Origin of the sequence: Vibrio sinaloensis (assembly GCF_023195835.1) — a bacterium.
GTDB classification, from domain to species: domain Bacteria; phylum Pseudomonadota; class Gammaproteobacteria; order Enterobacterales; family Vibrionaceae; genus Vibrio; species Vibrio sinaloensis_C.
In genome coordinates this window covers 1,001,566-1,016,365 of record NZ_CP096200.1, presented here as the reverse complement: position 1 = coordinate 1,016,365, position 14,800 = coordinate 1,001,566, and the positions used below count along the sequence as shown (strand labels likewise).

Annotated in this window: 15 protein-coding genes; 5 read left to right on the top strand and 10 right to left on the bottom strand. The window is 47.4% G+C overall.

The features are described 5' to 3' along the window. Positions 1-511: 511 nt before the first annotated feature. Positions 512-880 (bottom strand): VOC family protein, encoded by a 369-nt coding sequence (locus tag MTO69_RS18055; RefSeq protein ID WP_248334817.1) that lies wholly within the window; start codon positions 878-880, stop codon positions 512-514. Between the two features lie 273 nt (positions 881-1,153). Between MTO69_RS18055 and MTO69_RS18050 the strand changes: the two genes are divergently transcribed. Then, positions 1,154-2,116, top strand: coding sequence for an integron integrase (locus tag MTO69_RS18050; protein ID WP_248334816.1), 963 nt, complete (start codon positions 1,154-1,156; stop codon positions 2,114-2,116). 97 nt (positions 2,117-2,213) lie between these two features. Here MTO69_RS18050 and rplT read toward each other — a convergent pair whose 3' ends face one another. The 8 genes from rplT to MTO69_RS18010 all read right to left on the bottom strand — a co-directional run bounded on the left by rplT (position 2,214) and on the right by MTO69_RS18010 (position 9,353). Then, positions 2,214-2,567 (bottom strand): 50S ribosomal protein L20, encoded by a 354-nt coding sequence (gene rplT, locus MTO69_RS18045; RefSeq protein WP_004401084.1) that lies wholly within the window; start codon positions 2,565-2,567, stop codon positions 2,214-2,216. Between the two features lie 41 nt (positions 2,568-2,608). Next, positions 2,609-2,803, bottom strand: a complete 195-nt coding sequence (gene rpmI, locus MTO69_RS18040; RefSeq protein ID WP_004401085.1) for a 50S ribosomal protein L35 — start codon at positions 2,801-2,803, stop codon at positions 2,609-2,611. 106 nt (positions 2,804-2,909) lie between these two features. After that, complete coding sequence (gene infC / locus MTO69_RS18035; RefSeq protein ID WP_348983345.1) at positions 2,910-3,398, bottom strand: translation initiation factor IF-3; 489 nt, start codon at positions 3,396-3,398, stop codon at positions 2,910-2,912. Between the two features lie 66 nt (positions 3,399-3,464). Continuing rightward, positions 3,465-5,393, bottom strand: coding sequence for a threonine--tRNA ligase (gene thrS, locus MTO69_RS18030; protein ID WP_248334815.1), 1,929 nt, complete (start codon positions 5,391-5,393; stop codon positions 3,465-3,467). 204 nt (positions 5,394-5,597) lie between these two features. Next, positions 5,598-7,112, bottom strand: a complete 1,515-nt coding sequence (locus tag MTO69_RS18025; protein ID WP_248334814.1) for an NAD(P)H-hydrate dehydratase — start codon at positions 7,110-7,112, stop codon at positions 5,598-5,600. Between the two features lie 83 nt (positions 7,113-7,195). Further along, entirely contained in the window at positions 7,196-7,636 is a 441-nt protein-coding gene (locus tag MTO69_RS18020; RefSeq protein ID WP_248334813.1) for a PAS domain-containing protein, read from the bottom strand. Between the two features lie 2 nt (positions 7,637-7,638). Then, complete coding sequence (locus MTO69_RS18015; protein ID WP_248334812.1) at positions 7,639-8,643, bottom strand: response regulator; 1,005 nt, start codon at positions 8,641-8,643, stop codon at positions 7,639-7,641. A gap of 248 nt (positions 8,644-8,891) precedes the next feature. Next, entirely contained in the window at positions 8,892-9,353 is a 462-nt protein-coding gene (locus tag MTO69_RS18010; RefSeq protein ID WP_248334811.1) for a TetR/AcrR family transcriptional regulator, read from the bottom strand. 469 nt (positions 9,354-9,822) lie between these two features. Here MTO69_RS18010 and MTO69_RS18005 point away from each other — a divergent pair, with 469 nt between their 5' ends. Beyond that, positions 9,823-10,116 (top strand): YfcZ/YiiS family protein, encoded by a 294-nt coding sequence (locus MTO69_RS18005; RefSeq protein WP_248334810.1) that lies wholly within the window; start codon positions 9,823-9,825, stop codon positions 10,114-10,116. A gap of 122 nt (positions 10,117-10,238) precedes the next feature. Next, entirely contained in the window at positions 10,239-10,838 is a 600-nt protein-coding gene (locus MTO69_RS18000; protein WP_248334809.1) for a hypothetical protein, read from the top strand. An 88-nt stretch (positions 10,839-10,926) separates the two neighbouring features. Here MTO69_RS18000 and MTO69_RS17995 read toward each other — a convergent pair whose 3' ends face one another. After that, positions 10,927-12,027: a 1-acyl-sn-glycerol-3-phosphate acyltransferase gene (locus MTO69_RS17995; protein WP_248334808.1), complete on the bottom strand. Its 1,101-nt coding sequence runs from the start codon at positions 12,025-12,027 to the stop codon at positions 10,927-10,929. A 188-nt stretch (positions 12,028-12,215) separates the two neighbouring features. Between MTO69_RS17995 and MTO69_RS17990 the strand changes: the two genes are divergently transcribed. Both MTO69_RS17990 and MTO69_RS17985 read left to right on the top strand, forming a co-directional pair. Then, complete coding sequence (locus tag MTO69_RS17990; RefSeq protein ID WP_248334807.1) at positions 12,216-12,818, top strand: AraC family transcriptional regulator; 603 nt, start codon at positions 12,216-12,218, stop codon at positions 12,816-12,818. Between the two features lie 92 nt (positions 12,819-12,910). Continuing rightward, the gene (locus tag MTO69_RS17985) at positions 12,911-14,779 is read left to right on the top strand and encodes a methyl-accepting chemotaxis protein (protein WP_248334806.1); all 1,869 of its coding nucleotides are present in this window, start codon (positions 12,911-12,913) and stop codon (positions 14,777-14,779) included. Positions 14,780-14,800: the final 21 nt, after the last annotated feature.

The window sequence follows — 14,800 nt, the reverse complement described above, 5'->3', positions numbered from 1 at the left end:
TTGGCCGCCAGATGAGCTAGACACAGAGTGCGTAAGTCCACTTCCCTGCCCAATGAGGCAACCCGGCAAAGGCTCAACAAGCGCCCTCTCTTTCCAACCACAGCGCAGAACAATGGCAAATTGCCGAGGCAACTGCCAAGCCGACATGCTACTTGGCAAATACGCTGAAAGCGCCTTAAAGCCAGTGAAACTTAAAACCAGCCACCACGACCCTGCAAATGAAGCAACCCACGAATATTGGCATGTTTTACGGGCTTAGAAATTCAAGAATTTAGGCCGACAATGCGGATTTGCTGAAGTACTCGAACGAACTGCCAAAGGGACAAAGAACATAGATCGAAGAAACTTTAAGCCACTGAAATACAAATAAACATAACGCCCAATTAAGGGGTGAACAACGCCTCCACCCACACCTAAAGCATTGTGCCATAAACACTAAAACTGAAGTAGAAACAAAAGTGCCAAGCGTTGTGAATCCCTCTTAAATTGCTTGTTATATGCGTATTCGAAGCTACATTGAAACTGCTTCGATTTTGTTTCCGTCTAGGTCACGTACGAACGCTGCATAGTAAGTTTCACCATACTCAGGTCTTAAGCCTGGCTTACCCGCACATGAACCACCTAGCTTAATGGCTGTAGCATAGAATTGGTCAACTGCTACTCTTGAAGACGCATTGAAAGCAATATGAGCACCATTACTTGATGTAGTTTTTCCTTCACAAGGGCTTCCGACCCAAAACTCAAAGTTTTCACCATAAGCCGCTGCGATATTTTCTATGTAGTGAGCACGCTTAATAGACAACGTAGAAAGAACTGAGTCATAAAAACCAACGGCTTTTACCACATCAGAAGTGCCCACTGAGACGTGATTTAGAATCATTTTTAAGTCCTTTTATTGTTTGAAACTTGAAAGCATATAACGCTATCTATACAACCCAGTGTCGCCATAGTCCGGCTTAGTCCATACTTACTAGCTGGGTTTGTCGCAGTGAACAATATCACATAACCGCTTGAAACAGATACCAAAGCAGTGTGACTTCCGAACAACCTAGCTGCAATTAAACAACAAAGTGTCGCCTAATTCTTGCAACCGCTACCAACTCATAAGACTGTAAATACACACAGTATCTATATCTATATTTGGAAAATACAGATGAAAAGTCAGTTTATTTTGAGTATCAAAGAGCATATGCGAGCCCGCCACTACGCGACCAAAACCATAGATGCTTACGTAAACTGGATCGTACGGTTCATACAGCATAACAACAATCAGCATCCAGCTAAACTCGACGAAAGTCACGTTGAGGCGTTTCTTACTCATTTGGCTGTTAATGATAAAGTTGCAGCCAAAACGCAGGCTTTAGCGCTTAATGCCGTCAATTTCGTCTACCGAGAATACCTTCGCACGCCACTAAACAACGAGATGAAGTTTCAGAAGTCGCTTCTCGATCGTAAGCTTCCAGTTGTTTTGACGAAAGACGAAATGCGCAGGTTTGTTACTCATATCGATCCAAAGTACAAGCTACACATTATGTTGCTTTATGGTTCTGGTTTGCGGGTGATGGAAGCTGTGAGGCTGCGAGTGCATGACATCGATTATCACTATTGCGCAGTTCGAATCTGGCAAGGTAAAGGCGGAAAAAACCGAACCGTGACACTTGCTAAAGAGCTCATACCTCTGCTTAAGGAGCAACAGAGCTTAGCATTGCGCTACTATAAAAAGGATATCAATACCTCAGGTTATGCGGGAGTTTGGCTTAATGAATCACTGCAGCGTAAGTATCGAGGGTGCGAACTAGAGTTCAACTGGCACTACTTGTTTCCTTCGGCCAAGTTATCGCTTGATCCAGAATCTGGACTATTGCGTCGTCATCATATCAATGAGGTAGCACTTCAGCGCGCGGTAAAGAGAGCAGCGAAGGAAGCAAATATCGATAAGAATGTCACCTGCCACACCTTGAGGCACAGCTTTGCAACACACTTGTTGGAGTCTGGGGCTGACATAAGAACGGTTCAAGAGCAGTTAGGGCACAGTGATGTTCGCACAACACAAATCTATACGCACGTTATTGACCGAGGAGCGAGCGGTGTGCTTAGTCCATTATCAAACTTATAAGAATTCTCGCGAGTTTAACGGCTAAATCCTAGAGATAACAGACGTAAAAAAGGGAAGCCTAAGCTTCCCTTTTCGTAATCCTAATCACTGACTCTTATTAAAGAGCAGCTTTCGCCTTTTCAACTAGTACTGCGAATGCAGCTTTGTCGAATACCGCGATGTCAGCAAGGATCTTACGGTCGATCTCGATAGATGCTTTCTTAAGACCGTTGATGAAACGGCTGTAAGATAGACCATTTTGACGAGATGCCGCGTTGATACGTGCAATCCATAGTTGACGGAATTGACGCTTCTTGTTGCGACGGTCACGGTAAGCGTATTGACCAGCTTTAGTGACTGCTTGGAAAGCTACGCGGTATACGCGTGAACGCGCACCGTAGTAACCTTTAGCTTGTTTTAGAACTTTCTTATGACGTGCACGAGCTTGTACACCACGTTTTACGCGAGGCATTATGCTTCTCCTAAACTAAACGATTGATAAACTAAAAAGAATTAAGCGTATGGCATCATACGAACAACTGCAGCCACTTCACACTTAGGAAGGATTGCATTTGGACGAAGCTGACGCTTGTTCTTAGTAGTACGCTTAGTCAGGATGTGACGTTTTGTAGCGTGCTTGTACTTAATACCACCAGCAGTTTTCTTGAAACGCTTAGCAGCACCTTTGTTGGTTTTCATCTTAGGCATGATGAATAACTCCGCATTGTTGAGTTGTTTTAAACAATAGTAATTAGGGCGAACAAAACTCAGCCACCTTACGGCAGCTGAGTTTTCTTACTTGCAAAGCCGTTAATTACTTCTTTTTAGGGGCAAGTACCATGATCATCTGACGACCTTCAATACGACTTGGGAAAGACTCTACGACCGCGAGATCGACAGTGTCTTCTTTCAAGCGCTTGAGAACGTCAACACCGATGTCTTGGTGTGCCATTTCTCGGCCACGGAAGCGAATTGTTACCTTCACTTTGTTGCCTTCTTCAAGGAAACGCGTCAGGTTGCGTAGTTTTACCTGATAGTCTCCGATATCAGTTCCAGGACGGAATTTAACTTCCTTAATCTGAATCTGTTTTTGCTTTTTCTTCTGCTCTTTAGCAGCTTTGCTCTTCTCAAAGAGGAATTTACCGTAGTCCATTACACGACATACAGGTGGCTCAGCATTTGGACTGATTTCTACTAGGTCCATACCTGCTTCTTCAGCTGCTGCTACTGCTTCTTGGATCGATACAACACCAACTGATTCACCGTCTGCGCCTGTTAAACGAACTTCACGAACGCCACGAATTTCACCGTTTAAACGATGAGCATTTTGTTTGGCCGGTTGTTGGCCGCGTCTTCCGCCTTTAATAGCTTATTCCTCCAGATTGAGCTTACGGCTTGAGATCTCGTCTTGGATGTATGCAATAAAGTCATCCACTTTAAATTTACCGAGATCCTTACCTTTACGAGTCCGTACTGCGATTTCACCGGCTTCCATCTCTTGGTCACCACAAACAAGCATATACGGTACACGCTTCAAAGTATGTTCGCGGATTTTAAAGCCAATCTTCTCATTTCTCAAGTCTGCTTTAGCTCTAATTCCACATTTTTGTAGTTTTTGTGCCACTTCCTGAACATAATCTGACTGTTTATCAGTGATGTTCATGATGACCGCCTGCTCCGGCGATAACCAAGTTGGGAAGAAGCCGTAGTATTCTTCAATCAGAATACCGATGAAACGTTCAAGTGAGCCAAGAATCGCGCGGTGGATCATCACCGGTACCTGACGCTCGTTGTTTTCATCGACGTAAGTCGCACCTAGACGACCTGGCAGGTTAAAGTCTAGCTGAACTGTACCACATTGCCATGCACGGTCTAGGCAGTCATGTAGGGTAAACTCGATCTTAGGACCGTAGAATGCACCCTCGCCTTCTTGAATCTCGTACGGGATTTCCATCGATTCAAGAGATTGTTTTAGCGCTTCTTCAGATTGATCCCAAATCTCATCCGAACCCACTCGTTTTTCAGGACGAGTAGATAGCTTGACTACGATGTTTTCGAAACCAAAGGTTTGGTAAGTATCGTAAACCATCTTGATACAGCTAGTGACTTCCTCTTGGATCTGACTCTCTGTACAGAAGATGTGTGCGTCATCCTGAGTGAAACCACGAACACGCATAATGCCGTGTAGCGCGCCTGATGGCTCGTTACGGTGACATGAGCCAAACTCGGCCATACGTAGTGGCAGATCACGGTACGACTTCAGACCCTGATTGAAGATCTGAACGTGGCCCGGGCAGTTCATTGGCTTAAGTGCGTAATCACGGTTTTCAGAAGAGGTGGTAAACATCGCTTCTGCGTATTTGTCCCAGTGACCAGAGCGTTCCCAAAGCACGCGATCCATAATAAGTGGACCTTTCACTTCTTGGTAACCGTACTCAGTCAGTTTTGCACGAACGAAGACTTCTAGATCACGGAAGATAGACCAGCCATTATGATGCCAGAACACCATACCCGGCGCTTCTTGCTGCATGTGGAATAGGTCTAGCTGCTTACCAATTTTACGGTGGTCACGCTTGGCCGCTTCTTCTAAGCGAGTTAAGTGCGCTTTCAGCGCTTTTTTGTCGTGGAAGGCAGTGCCGTAGATACGTTGTAGCATCTTGTTGTCACTGTTACCACGCCAGTATGCACCCGCTACGTTAAGTAGCGTAAAGTGCTGACAGAAACCCATATGTGGTACGTGTGGGCCACGACACATATCGATGTATTCTTCATGATGGTAAAGACCCGGGCGATCGTCGCGAGCAACGTTTTCGTCTAGGATTTCCATCTTGTATGTTTCACCGCGAGCTTCAAATGCGTCGCGTGCTTCCTGCCAGCTGACCTTTTTCTTGATCACTTGATACTTAGTTTTCGCCAGCTCTTTCATGCGCTTTTCAATCTTCTCAAGATCGTCTTGCGTTAGAGAGTGCTCTAAGTCGATATCGTAGTAGAAACCGTTGTCGATGGTAGGACCAATCGCCATTTTTGCTTCAGGGAAAAGCTGCTTGATCGCATGACCGAGCAGGTGAGCACATGAGTGGCGAACGATTTCCAAACCATCAACTTCATCTTTGACTGTGATGATTTCAAGGCTGGCGTCTTGCTCGATAAGATCGCACGCATCAACGCGTACACCATCAACACGACCTGCAATGGTTGCTTTTGCAAGACCAGGACCGATTGATTGAGCGACTTCAAGAGTAGAAACTGGGTTGTCAAATTGACGCTGACTACCGTCAGGAAGAGTAATAATAGGCATTTAACTGTCCTTTACAGTGGTGTTGCACACCAAGCAACACGTGTATGTAAATCGTGCCTTTAACTATTAAATCAATGCGTTAAAGGCGAGAGATCGTGTCCTTTTATATGCAAATACGGATGCACAACTCAGGAGCGAGCCGCTATTGTAACGGATTAAGACGAAATAACAATCGATGTCACAGAAATGAAGAGAAAAAGTCGACTAGTTGACCACACAAGGCGAAGCAATCCACTGATTGAGCACTTGACGCGACTGTTCGCTCACCTCACTCGCTCGCATCCCTATCAATCCTTGCTCGCGTGCTAACTCATCAGCAGCGCAGCTATGAAGATAAACTCCAAGTATCGCCGCATGCGCGCAACTTAACCCTTGAGCTAACAATGCGCCAATGATCCCGGTGAGCACATCGCCCATTCCCCCAGAAGCCATGCCAGGATTGCCCGCAGGGCAAACATACATCTGCTTTCCATCAAACACCAAACTTCCGGCCCCTTTCAATACCACGACTCCCCCGTATTTAAGTTGAAGTGCGACAGCGGCAGAAAAGCGGTCAGATTCGATTTGTGCGACAGAGCATCCCAACAGCCTCGCCGCTTCACCAGGATGAGGAGTGATGACTCGCTTATCGTCATGGCTCGGCTTTTTAGCCAATAGATTGAGCCCATCAGCGTCGACCACTTTCGCTAAGTCACTGGTTATACAGGTATGAAACAGTTGCTGTGCCCACTCATCTGTGCCGAGCCCCGGGCCAAATGCAAGCACCTGCGCCCAATGCAAGCTGTCGACGAGAGACTGTTGCTCCTCGCATGCTTGAGTCATGACCTCTGGCGTACTCACCTGCAAAGGTAAAATCGAGCTGGAATGACAGAGCGCGCGCACCAAACCCGCGCCGGTGTTGACCGCGGCACTAGCGCACAACCGAATCGCGCCTGCATAACCTTGATTGCCTCCAAGGCACAGTAGTCGTCCATGCGCGCCTTTGTGTGCGGTGACGTGGCGGCTCGGTAAATAAGGTTGAACTAAACGAAAGTCGATAGTCACTGCACTGGGCGATTGGATTTGTTGGAATTGCGCTTCAACGCCAAGCCCTGCAAAGTTCAACTGACCAGTGTAAGCTCGAGCTTGGCCTGTCATTAGCCCCTGTTTTACACCGATAAAAGTAACGGTATGCGCCGCGTTAATGCTGGCGCCAAGTACTCTGCCCGTATTGCTGCACAGCCCTGAAGGGATATCGACAGCAATCACCGCAGCTGTTAGCTTGTTGACCTGATGAATCACCGTTTGGAGCGGCGCTTTAACCTCGCCATACAAACCGATGCCACACAAAGCATCAATAACCACATCACAGCGGATGTGTGACCAATCCAACTCTGCCACTGCCCCTATTTCACCTCCAGCAGCCAACCAGGCCTCTTTGGCTGTTAGAGCATCACCTTGAAGCTGTTCGGGTTGACCATGCATTGCCAGCGTGACATCCATGCCGCTTTGCTTGGCGAGCTTTGCCACGACAAACCCATCACCACCATTGTTGCCTCTCCCGCATAACACCAACAACTTTTTCGCCTGCGGATATTGACGCCGCAATAAGTCATAGCACGCCTCGCCTGCTGCCAACATCAGTGGGTACATTTGGATTCCGGCTATACGCGCGGCCTCTTGTTCACCCAGTCTGACCTGCTGAGCGGTATAGAGTTGAGTGGGGAGTGTGTTGGTCATAAGTTATGGCTTGCGATTCGAACGGGCGATGCCAAAAGCATAAACAACAACGCCAAGGGATTCCTTGGCGTGGGTAACATTTCTTAGGCGGGATTGCGCGACACTAGGGCTTCTGCCGTTGCATCTTGGATTGATAGAAACAGGGAGCGAATCTCGCCGGTTGGGGTGCGCATTGGGTTTAAGGTAATGTTTTGGTACATGAACTCTGCCTGTTGAGTAACAGGGCGTACGTTGCGACACTTAAACAAATAGGGGCGCTGCTGCCAAGTGATGAAGCTGCGACAGCCAAGGTTGTAAACAGGCTTGGTTTTCAATAAAAACCACTCTTTGGGAATTTCGGGAAACAGTTCAAACAGCGACTTGCCAATCGCATCATGCGACTGCACTCCACTATGATGGGTCATAAAGCCATTCCACACTTGGACTTTGTGTTCACGGTCAATCACGATCAGACCCAGGTCGACATTCTGCACCATATCGACCATCCAGTGGAACTGTTCAAATTCTGCAGGAAGATTAAGCATAGTTAGAAGTCCTCCATCAGATAGGCAAGTTTGTTATCCAGCAGCGGCAAGGATTCATCAACAAACATAAACAGCAAATCACAGCGAATTGAGGTGCCATCAATGTTGTAACTGACTTCGAAGGTCATGGTTTTCTTGAACGCCCCTGTAGTTGATTCAATCACTGAGTCAATCGAGATATGCTGACCAAGCAGTACCGGCGAGCTTTGAAAAAAACGCACCTCCGCCTGCTCTCCTAAGCCATTGAGAAACGACCCCACGAGAATATTCGACACATCCATCAGCAGCTCAAGCTCTTCGAGTTCTTCGCTGTCTGCAGGTACCTTCATCAGCTTTTTAAGGTCCGAGACACTGGAGTCGCTGAGCAACACCAAGGCTTCTCCGGCGATCCCTTCGCCACTAAACCCCTGACACACTCCGGAAACTTGGTCATTGTCGGCCAAGTCTCTCAATGCCATATGCAGTTCGCTCACCTCAAAAATGTTGACGTTGGGTAGCGGCAAATGGACAAACACATCAAAATGACGAGCTAAAGCATCGGCCGCCCGACCAATCGACACGTTTGCCACCTCCATATACACATCGCGGCGCTTTAAAATCGGCAGGTCAATGCTGGTTGGGGTCACAATCCGTGGCTGGGTTGGTGGCTCGACCAACTCTTTAAGAACCGAGTTCAACGCCTCTTTATCGATAGGCTTTTGGATAAACGCCTTCGCGCCGAGATCCATAACTCGCTGTTTCGCCTTAGGCTGAATATCACCCGACACCACCACCACGGAAATGTCAATGCCCCGGTCGCGAATCGCTTCCAAGGTGCCGAACCCGTCAAGCTCTGGCATGGTTAAATCGAGGAACATCAGTTTAAAAGACTGATTCCCTAGCTGATCCAATGCATCAAGTCCGTGCACGGCAAAGGTAATGTCAGCATTGAGCGATGCGGGTAAAGAGCGCGCCATCTGCTTTCTGGCTAAAGCGGAGTCATCGCATATAAGAACGGGAAAAGGCATGCGTACTTCTACTCCTCTCGAGTTTCGGTTTGGTCAATGAAGTAACAACATCAATTACCCACTAAACAAAGCCTTGGTAATTTACGGTGCTCTTTTCAATGTAGCAGATCGAACGCGGCCTGGAAGCCTTTGGTCGAGTAAATTAACTTTTCTAAGGTTCAGATGGACAAAAAACATCCAAGCCTCGATTAACAGGCACAAAAAAGCCCTCTCGTCAGAGAGGGCCTCAATTATTCGTCATGCAATGGTTAAGCGGCCATACGCAACAGCGACTTACCAATTAACCATTCAAGCTCTTTGCTGCTTGCTTGACCATATTTCGTTTCGGTCATGGCGTAGAGACGCTCGACCCCATTGCGGGCAAACTCATGGGTACTTTGCGAAGTCACGATATGGTGAAATAACAGGCGCAAGATCGCAATGAACTCTTTGTTGTCTAGCGCCGCCACCCAACTTGCGGTAAAGGCATCGATGTCGTGTTCAAAATCGACATGCTCGACGAACATCTGAAAAATGCGTCCATCCAGCGCCGCTGTAAAATCGGTCTTTTTTGGAAAGTGGTGGCTGATCCCGGTACGTGAAATCCCCGTTTGTTGGCTGAGTGTTGTGTATGACATCTTGTCATAACCGAGACGCAAAAGTTGATCTACAACCGCATCCATGATTTTTTGTATCGTGATTTCGGTATCTTCTTTACTACGCTTTGGCATGTGCAGGCTCTTCTCTCTGTCGATCTGTGTTGCCCATCATGGGCTAAAAAAGCGACGCCTTGCCGTGCTTGTTCTGTTAATGCCGTCAGATTCAACAGCCAAAGCGGCGGTAGAACTCAATATCGCACCAGAAGAACAAAGCCGGTACTAACGATTCAACTCAATGTTTCATTAGCGTTACTAGGCATATTGTTTTTATATGTTTAATTTTGGGGCATTGATGATCTAATAATTTTTTGACTCTTACAACGAATGGAACAGGGTTCCAACGCAAAAGTTACCGCCATTTTCGTCAATTGTTGATACAAATCACAATTAAATAATAATCACTCGCATTAAAGTGCTTAATTAGCAATCACTTGTTAACAAAAATATCAATGCGACATATTTTTGGCACTCAGGGATATTGCTAGATCCGCTTGGGGTTAATCGCTAAAATAGCCCCATTATTTGTAAGAGGATAGATGAGATGAATAGCGAACAAGAGCAAGTGTGTGAAGCGTGTGGCTGCGCTGGAGAAATGGGCTTTATCATCAAAGAGGGTGATGATGTAGCTGAAGTCACGATTTTCGCTCAAGGCAAAGCACTGCTTGAATCGGAACTTGCTAAATACATCGACCTGGCCAAACAAGTTTGTGCCAATGTTGAGTACGAAACCAGCTCAATTGAGGAGCATTCTGAACAACTCACTGCTCGCTTTAAATTTGAAGTCAGCGCAGAAAAGCTGATTTTCGAGCTGAAGACGCGCTCTCTGGCACGTTAACCAGCAGATGAATGAGAGAAAACGGGCGCCTATGCCCGTTTTTTTTATCTCGGAGGCAAATAGTATTGACCTTAGTAGGTGGATTACTAAGATTGAAACATCCTCATAAGCGATGATTGACTATGCGTGCTCTGTTTTCCTTGATGCTTGTTACCTTTGTTAGCCTCACAGTGGCTGCCCATCCACTCGACCAAATCCGCATTCTCAATCATCTCGATAACTATGGAAACCTCGACCTGCGTGGTAAACCCTACACCGAACTCCCAGCCGGATTGGTCATAAAAGGCAATCTCAACATAGCCAAGACAGCCATCAAAACTTTACCTGAAGAACTTGATATACAAGGCAGCTTAGACGCGTCTAACAGCCAATTGAGCCGGATTTCAAAAGGGGTCAAGATTAAAGGCTTTGCCAATCTACTCGGCGCACAGATTACTCGCTGGCCACGTGGGGTAAAGGTGGGTGGCTATATCAACTTAACCGATACTCCCGTGAATAGCCTGCCCCCTCGCATGCGGGTAAAAGGCGATTTGAGTGTGATTAGAACGCCACTAGAGCAATTACCAGAAGGGATGATTGTCGAAGGGAATCTGTTTATTGGCGGCTCGCAGATCACGGAGTTTCCCGATACCTTGACCGTTAATGGCAATATTTTCCTTGGTGGAAACCGGATCACCAAATGGCCGACCAATCTAACTCTAGGCGGCGCTGTCGCCCCCTAATCACGCTAGAGTCACCCGATCAAAAAAGCCAACTGTAGATCCAGTTGGCTTTGAGTAAAGCTTTCGCGCATTTTAAGACAATACGAACTTATGGACGATTCTTCACTGGGTTGGCGTAACTTGCCACCAAGTAAGGTCTGGCTTCAGGTGGAAGCGTATTGAGTTTGGCGGCGAAATCCGCTTTCACTTTGTCATCCACCTGCTCGTCCCCTGCCGCCAATTGGTTGATTGGAAACAGTTTGTAATTGGCATGCACTTGACGGTCTATCTCTTTTGCCAACAACTCTGGTGTATCGAAGTCTTGCTCTATCACATCACCAAATGCGACATGGATGCGCCCTTTGTCGCCCACTATGCCCTGGATAATGCTTTGAATATCTTCGAACTCCGCTTTTTCATAGCGACCATGCGACTCTTTGGCTTGCAGTTCAATCGCTTTGGCCACATCACAAGGGTCGTTCTCATATGAAATGGCGACTGGCACTATCTTCAGCGACTTAATGTAATCGGCAAACGAGAGCTTTTGCTTGCGACCTTCCACGTGGAACATTTTTAGAATAGCCGGATCGGTGTAGTCGTTGCCATCTTTGGCACGCCCTTCTTTTTGCGCAATCCAGATCGAGTGGCCAGTATCCAAAGAATGCTTGATGTAGGCGGATAACGTCCCGAGCGCTTTCATCATTTCACGTGGGCCTTTGGCCGAACGCTTAACAATAAAGCTTTTGTTAAGCTTCATTAGCTCTGTCGCACAAGGCTTCTTGAGCAGATTGTCACCAATGGCAATGCGCACTGTCTTGTGACCACTGTTGAACAGGCCATAGTTGACCAAAGCAGGGTCCATCGCAATATCACGATGATTAGAAACAAACAGATAAGATTGATTCGGGTCGAGTTTGTCGAGTCCGCTGTAAGTGACACCTTGGGTTGTGGTTTTTAAGGTCTGGTCTAGGTATTTTTTTACCTCTAACTGAATCGCCTCAACCGAGTTCAGCTTAGACCATTTCATCTTCAGGTATATTTTAACCACAGGCGACATCAAGGTACGAAACCAGCCTGAATGATTAGAAAAGCGGTGCTTCAAAATAGCGCTAATGAACTCTTCATCATTAACTAAGCGGTCAATCGCCGCTGGAATTTCGTCGTCATTGTAAGGACGAATTTCAATAAAAGGATCGTTGTTGGTTGTCATTTTGTTCTACATCAGATAAAAAGCGGCTTCATTCTACGCGCAGAAAAGCCTCTTGGCAGCTACCCTTTTCGCAGAATCGTTAAGGTCAGACCAGAGCTATTATACGAATTTGCGCGCTTGATTGCACAAAGTTGGCTTTTTTACTAAGAAACGTTAATCTTAGCGCCCCAAACTAATTGAGCCATGTTATGCACTACGCCATCTCCTACAAAACCGAGACTCATGAATTTCTGCTTTCCACACCGCGCAGAAATGCGCTCAAGCACAAACTGATGTGTGTAAAGCAAGGACTCGTTCTGGTCAAACTAGGGAAACTGGAGTATGCGGTTGAGTCCGGACAAAGCTTTTGGCTACCTTTCGATAGTTTAACCTCACTCACCTACACGCCAAACACGCAAGTCAGCGCAGTCGAAGTCTCTTCTCGAGTCACCACGCCGCTGGCCAAACAAGGGGGCTTTGTCACCCTCAATGAGTTGACATTGGCACTGCTGAGTCGATTAGAGACACTTGGCGAAAATCACCCACGAGTGCGTAGCTTGCTCGCCGTGTTACTTGACGAGCTCTCAGAGCTTAAACCTGAGCTCAAAGAGAGCAAACTCACCAAGCAAGTGAATCAGTGGCAACCCAATCAGGATTCTCGCCTTAACAATGAGTTACAACTGGTCCTGTGCCTTAGAGAGGCCAACAAGCAAATGCTGTCGGGTAAAAAACGGGCTCAAGTGGTTGAAACCCTGTTTGCTGACAACGACGCTATGCTCCTTAGCCTGGAGCAAGCACTGCTGGGCCGTTAAATAATACAAAAGTTTAACTTTTTCTGGCTGAAAGCTCATTTGATAACTATAAATTTATTAATAGTGCCTTATTAATCGATGAGGAATGACAAATGAAATTCAGCCATAAGATTGTGGCGGCTTCGTCTGTTTTGCTGTTAGCAACAGTGACCCTTTTAACCCTTCAACAATATTTCACTGTACAGCGCGAAATAAAGAGCCAAGTGACCTCCAGCGTCAATGAGATAGTCGATGGGGTGCGAGACACCACTGCCGCCGAAATTAACGCCCGCAAAGCCATTGCCGCCTACGCCACCAGCATGATTGAGGTTGACCTTAGCCCTAACGCTATTGAAAAGGTCATCACCCGATCAGTGGTCAAAGACACCTTTTTGCTTGCCGGACTGGGATTCGAAAAAGATGGTTCGAACATCAACAACGACCCTTCTTGGAACCCCGGCCCAACCTGGGATCCGCGAGTACGGCCCTGGTATATTGATGCCAAAAACTCCGGTAAGCTGATCATTACCGCACCGTATGCCGATTCGGCGACCGGAGAAATCCTCGTGTCGATTGCTACCCCAGTACGAGACAACGGCAGTTTTATCGGCGCTATCTTCTACGACGTGAGCTTGGGCGCGTTGGCAGAGCTAGTGAACCGGGTTGATCTGTTTGACGCAGGGTTTGTGTTTATTGTCGCCGGTGACGGCACCACCATCGCCCACCCAGATGCCAAGCTTAATGGCAAGCCAATGCAAGACTTCCTCGGCAATATCACCATCAAGGAAGAGCCGCAGCAAGCCACGATTAATGACAAAGTCTACACGCTCGATTTTTCAAAAGTACCAGGCGAAGATTGGTACGTGGGTGTGTTACTTGACGAAGAGATTGCTTACCAGTCGCTGGCGGAACTGCGCTCAAGTTCGATCATTTACACCATTATCGCTTTGGTGATCAGTATTGTCGTGCTCTTGGTCTTGATCCGTACCTTAATGCGCCCGCTCGATACGTTAAACGACGCGATTCAAGATGTGGCTTCTGGACAAGGGGATCTCACCAAGCGACTCGATACCAATACCGATCAAGAGTTTTCGATTCTTGCCTCAGGATTCAACGACTTCACCTCCAGCTTGCAGCAGTTAATTAGCCAATCGAAAGCGATCGGAGAAGAGATACTGCGAGGCTCAGAAATGACCTCGATGGGATTACAAGAGTCGGCCTCCGCCATGCAAGATCAGTTGCATGAGCTGGAACAACTGGCCACTGCGATGCACGAGATGGCGACCACCGCAGGCGATGTGGCAAGCAATGCTCAAGGCGCCGCTGCCGCCGCGCGCGAAGCGGATGAAGCCACCAGCGTCGGTACTTCGGTTGTCAGTGAAACCACGCGGGCCATCGACAATCTGTCGAAAACCATCGACGAAGCTGTGGAAGAGGTCAAAGTATTGGAATCGGCCACCGACAACATTGAGACAATCCTAAAAGTGATCAATGACATTGCCGATCAAACCAACTTACTTGCACTCAACGCCGCAATCGAGGCAGCGCGTGCGGGTGAGTCTGGCCGTGGGTTTGCCGTGGTCGCCGATGAGGTTCGCACCCTTGCGCAGCGCACACAAGAGTCAACCACCGAAATACGCAACATGATTGAGCAGTTGCAAGCGGGCGCCAAATCGGTGTCTAACGCCATGGGCACCAGTAAGAATACCGCTGACAGTGCAGTGGATCGCGCGCAAGAGGCTAACGTCGCACTGAATCAAATTCGAGATGCGATTCAGCGCATTAGCGATATGAACATTCAAATCGCCTCTGCCGCCGAAGAGCAAAGCTTAGTAGCTGAAGAGATCAACAGCAACACGGTTAAGATCAAAGACTTGTCGACTCAAGTCTCCGACTCAGCCGCCAATGCCAATATCGCGATGCAAGCGCAAACCGAAAACATCCGCGAACAAGACGCTATTCTTAACAAGTTCACCGTTTAAGGGAGTCAGTATCACCAGCAG

What these genes read in the sequence shown, in the direction of transcription:
- MTO69_RS17985 (WP_248334806.1), top strand. Translation starts at nt 12,911, where the DNA reads ATGAAATTCAGCCATAAGATTGTGGCGGCTTCGTCTGTTTTGCTGTTA.
- MTO69_RS18050 (WP_248334816.1), top strand. Translation starts at nt 1,154, where the DNA reads ATGAAAAGTCAGTTTATTTTGAGTATCAAAGAGCATATGCGAGCCCGC.
- MTO69_RS18020 (WP_248334813.1), bottom strand. Translation starts at nt 7,636, where the DNA reads ATGCTTAATCTTCCTGCAGAATTTGAACAGTTCCACTGGATGGTCGAT.
- MTO69_RS18015 (WP_248334812.1), bottom strand. Translation starts at nt 8,643, where the DNA reads ATGCCTTTTCCCGTTCTTATATGCGATGACTCCGCTTTAGCCAGAAAG.
- MTO69_RS17995 (WP_248334808.1), bottom strand. Translation starts at nt 12,027, where the DNA reads ATGACAACCAACAACGATCCTTTTATTGAAATTCGTCCTTACAATGAC.
- MTO69_RS18010 (WP_248334811.1), bottom strand. Translation starts at nt 9,353, where the DNA reads ATGCCAAAGCGTAGTAAAGAAGATACCGAAATCACGATACAAAAAATC.
- rplT (WP_004401084.1), bottom strand. Translation starts at nt 2,567, where the DNA reads ATGCCTCGCGTAAAACGTGGTGTACAAGCTCGTGCACGTCATAAGAAA.
- MTO69_RS18055 (WP_248334817.1), bottom strand. Translation starts at nt 880, where the DNA reads ATGATTCTAAATCACGTCTCAGTGGGCACTTCTGATGTGGTAAAAGCC.
- MTO69_RS18005 (WP_248334810.1), top strand. Translation starts at nt 9,823, where the DNA reads ATGAATAGCGAACAAGAGCAAGTGTGTGAAGCGTGTGGCTGCGCTGGA.
- thrS (WP_248334815.1), bottom strand. Translation starts at nt 5,393, where the DNA reads ATGCCTATTATTACTCTTCCTGACGGTAGTCAGCGTCAATTTGACAAC.
- rpmI (WP_004401085.1), bottom strand. Translation starts at nt 2,803, where the DNA reads ATGCCTAAGATGAAAACCAACAAAGGTGCTGCTAAGCGTTTCAAGAAA.
- MTO69_RS18000 (WP_248334809.1), top strand. Translation starts at nt 10,239, where the DNA reads ATGCGTGCTCTGTTTTCCTTGATGCTTGTTACCTTTGTTAGCCTCACA.
- MTO69_RS18025 (WP_248334814.1), bottom strand. Translation starts at nt 7,112, where the DNA reads ATGACCAACACACTCCCCACTCAACTCTATACCGCTCAGCAGGTCAGA.
- MTO69_RS17990 (WP_248334807.1), top strand. Translation starts at nt 12,216, where the DNA reads ATGCACTACGCCATCTCCTACAAAACCGAGACTCATGAATTTCTGCTT.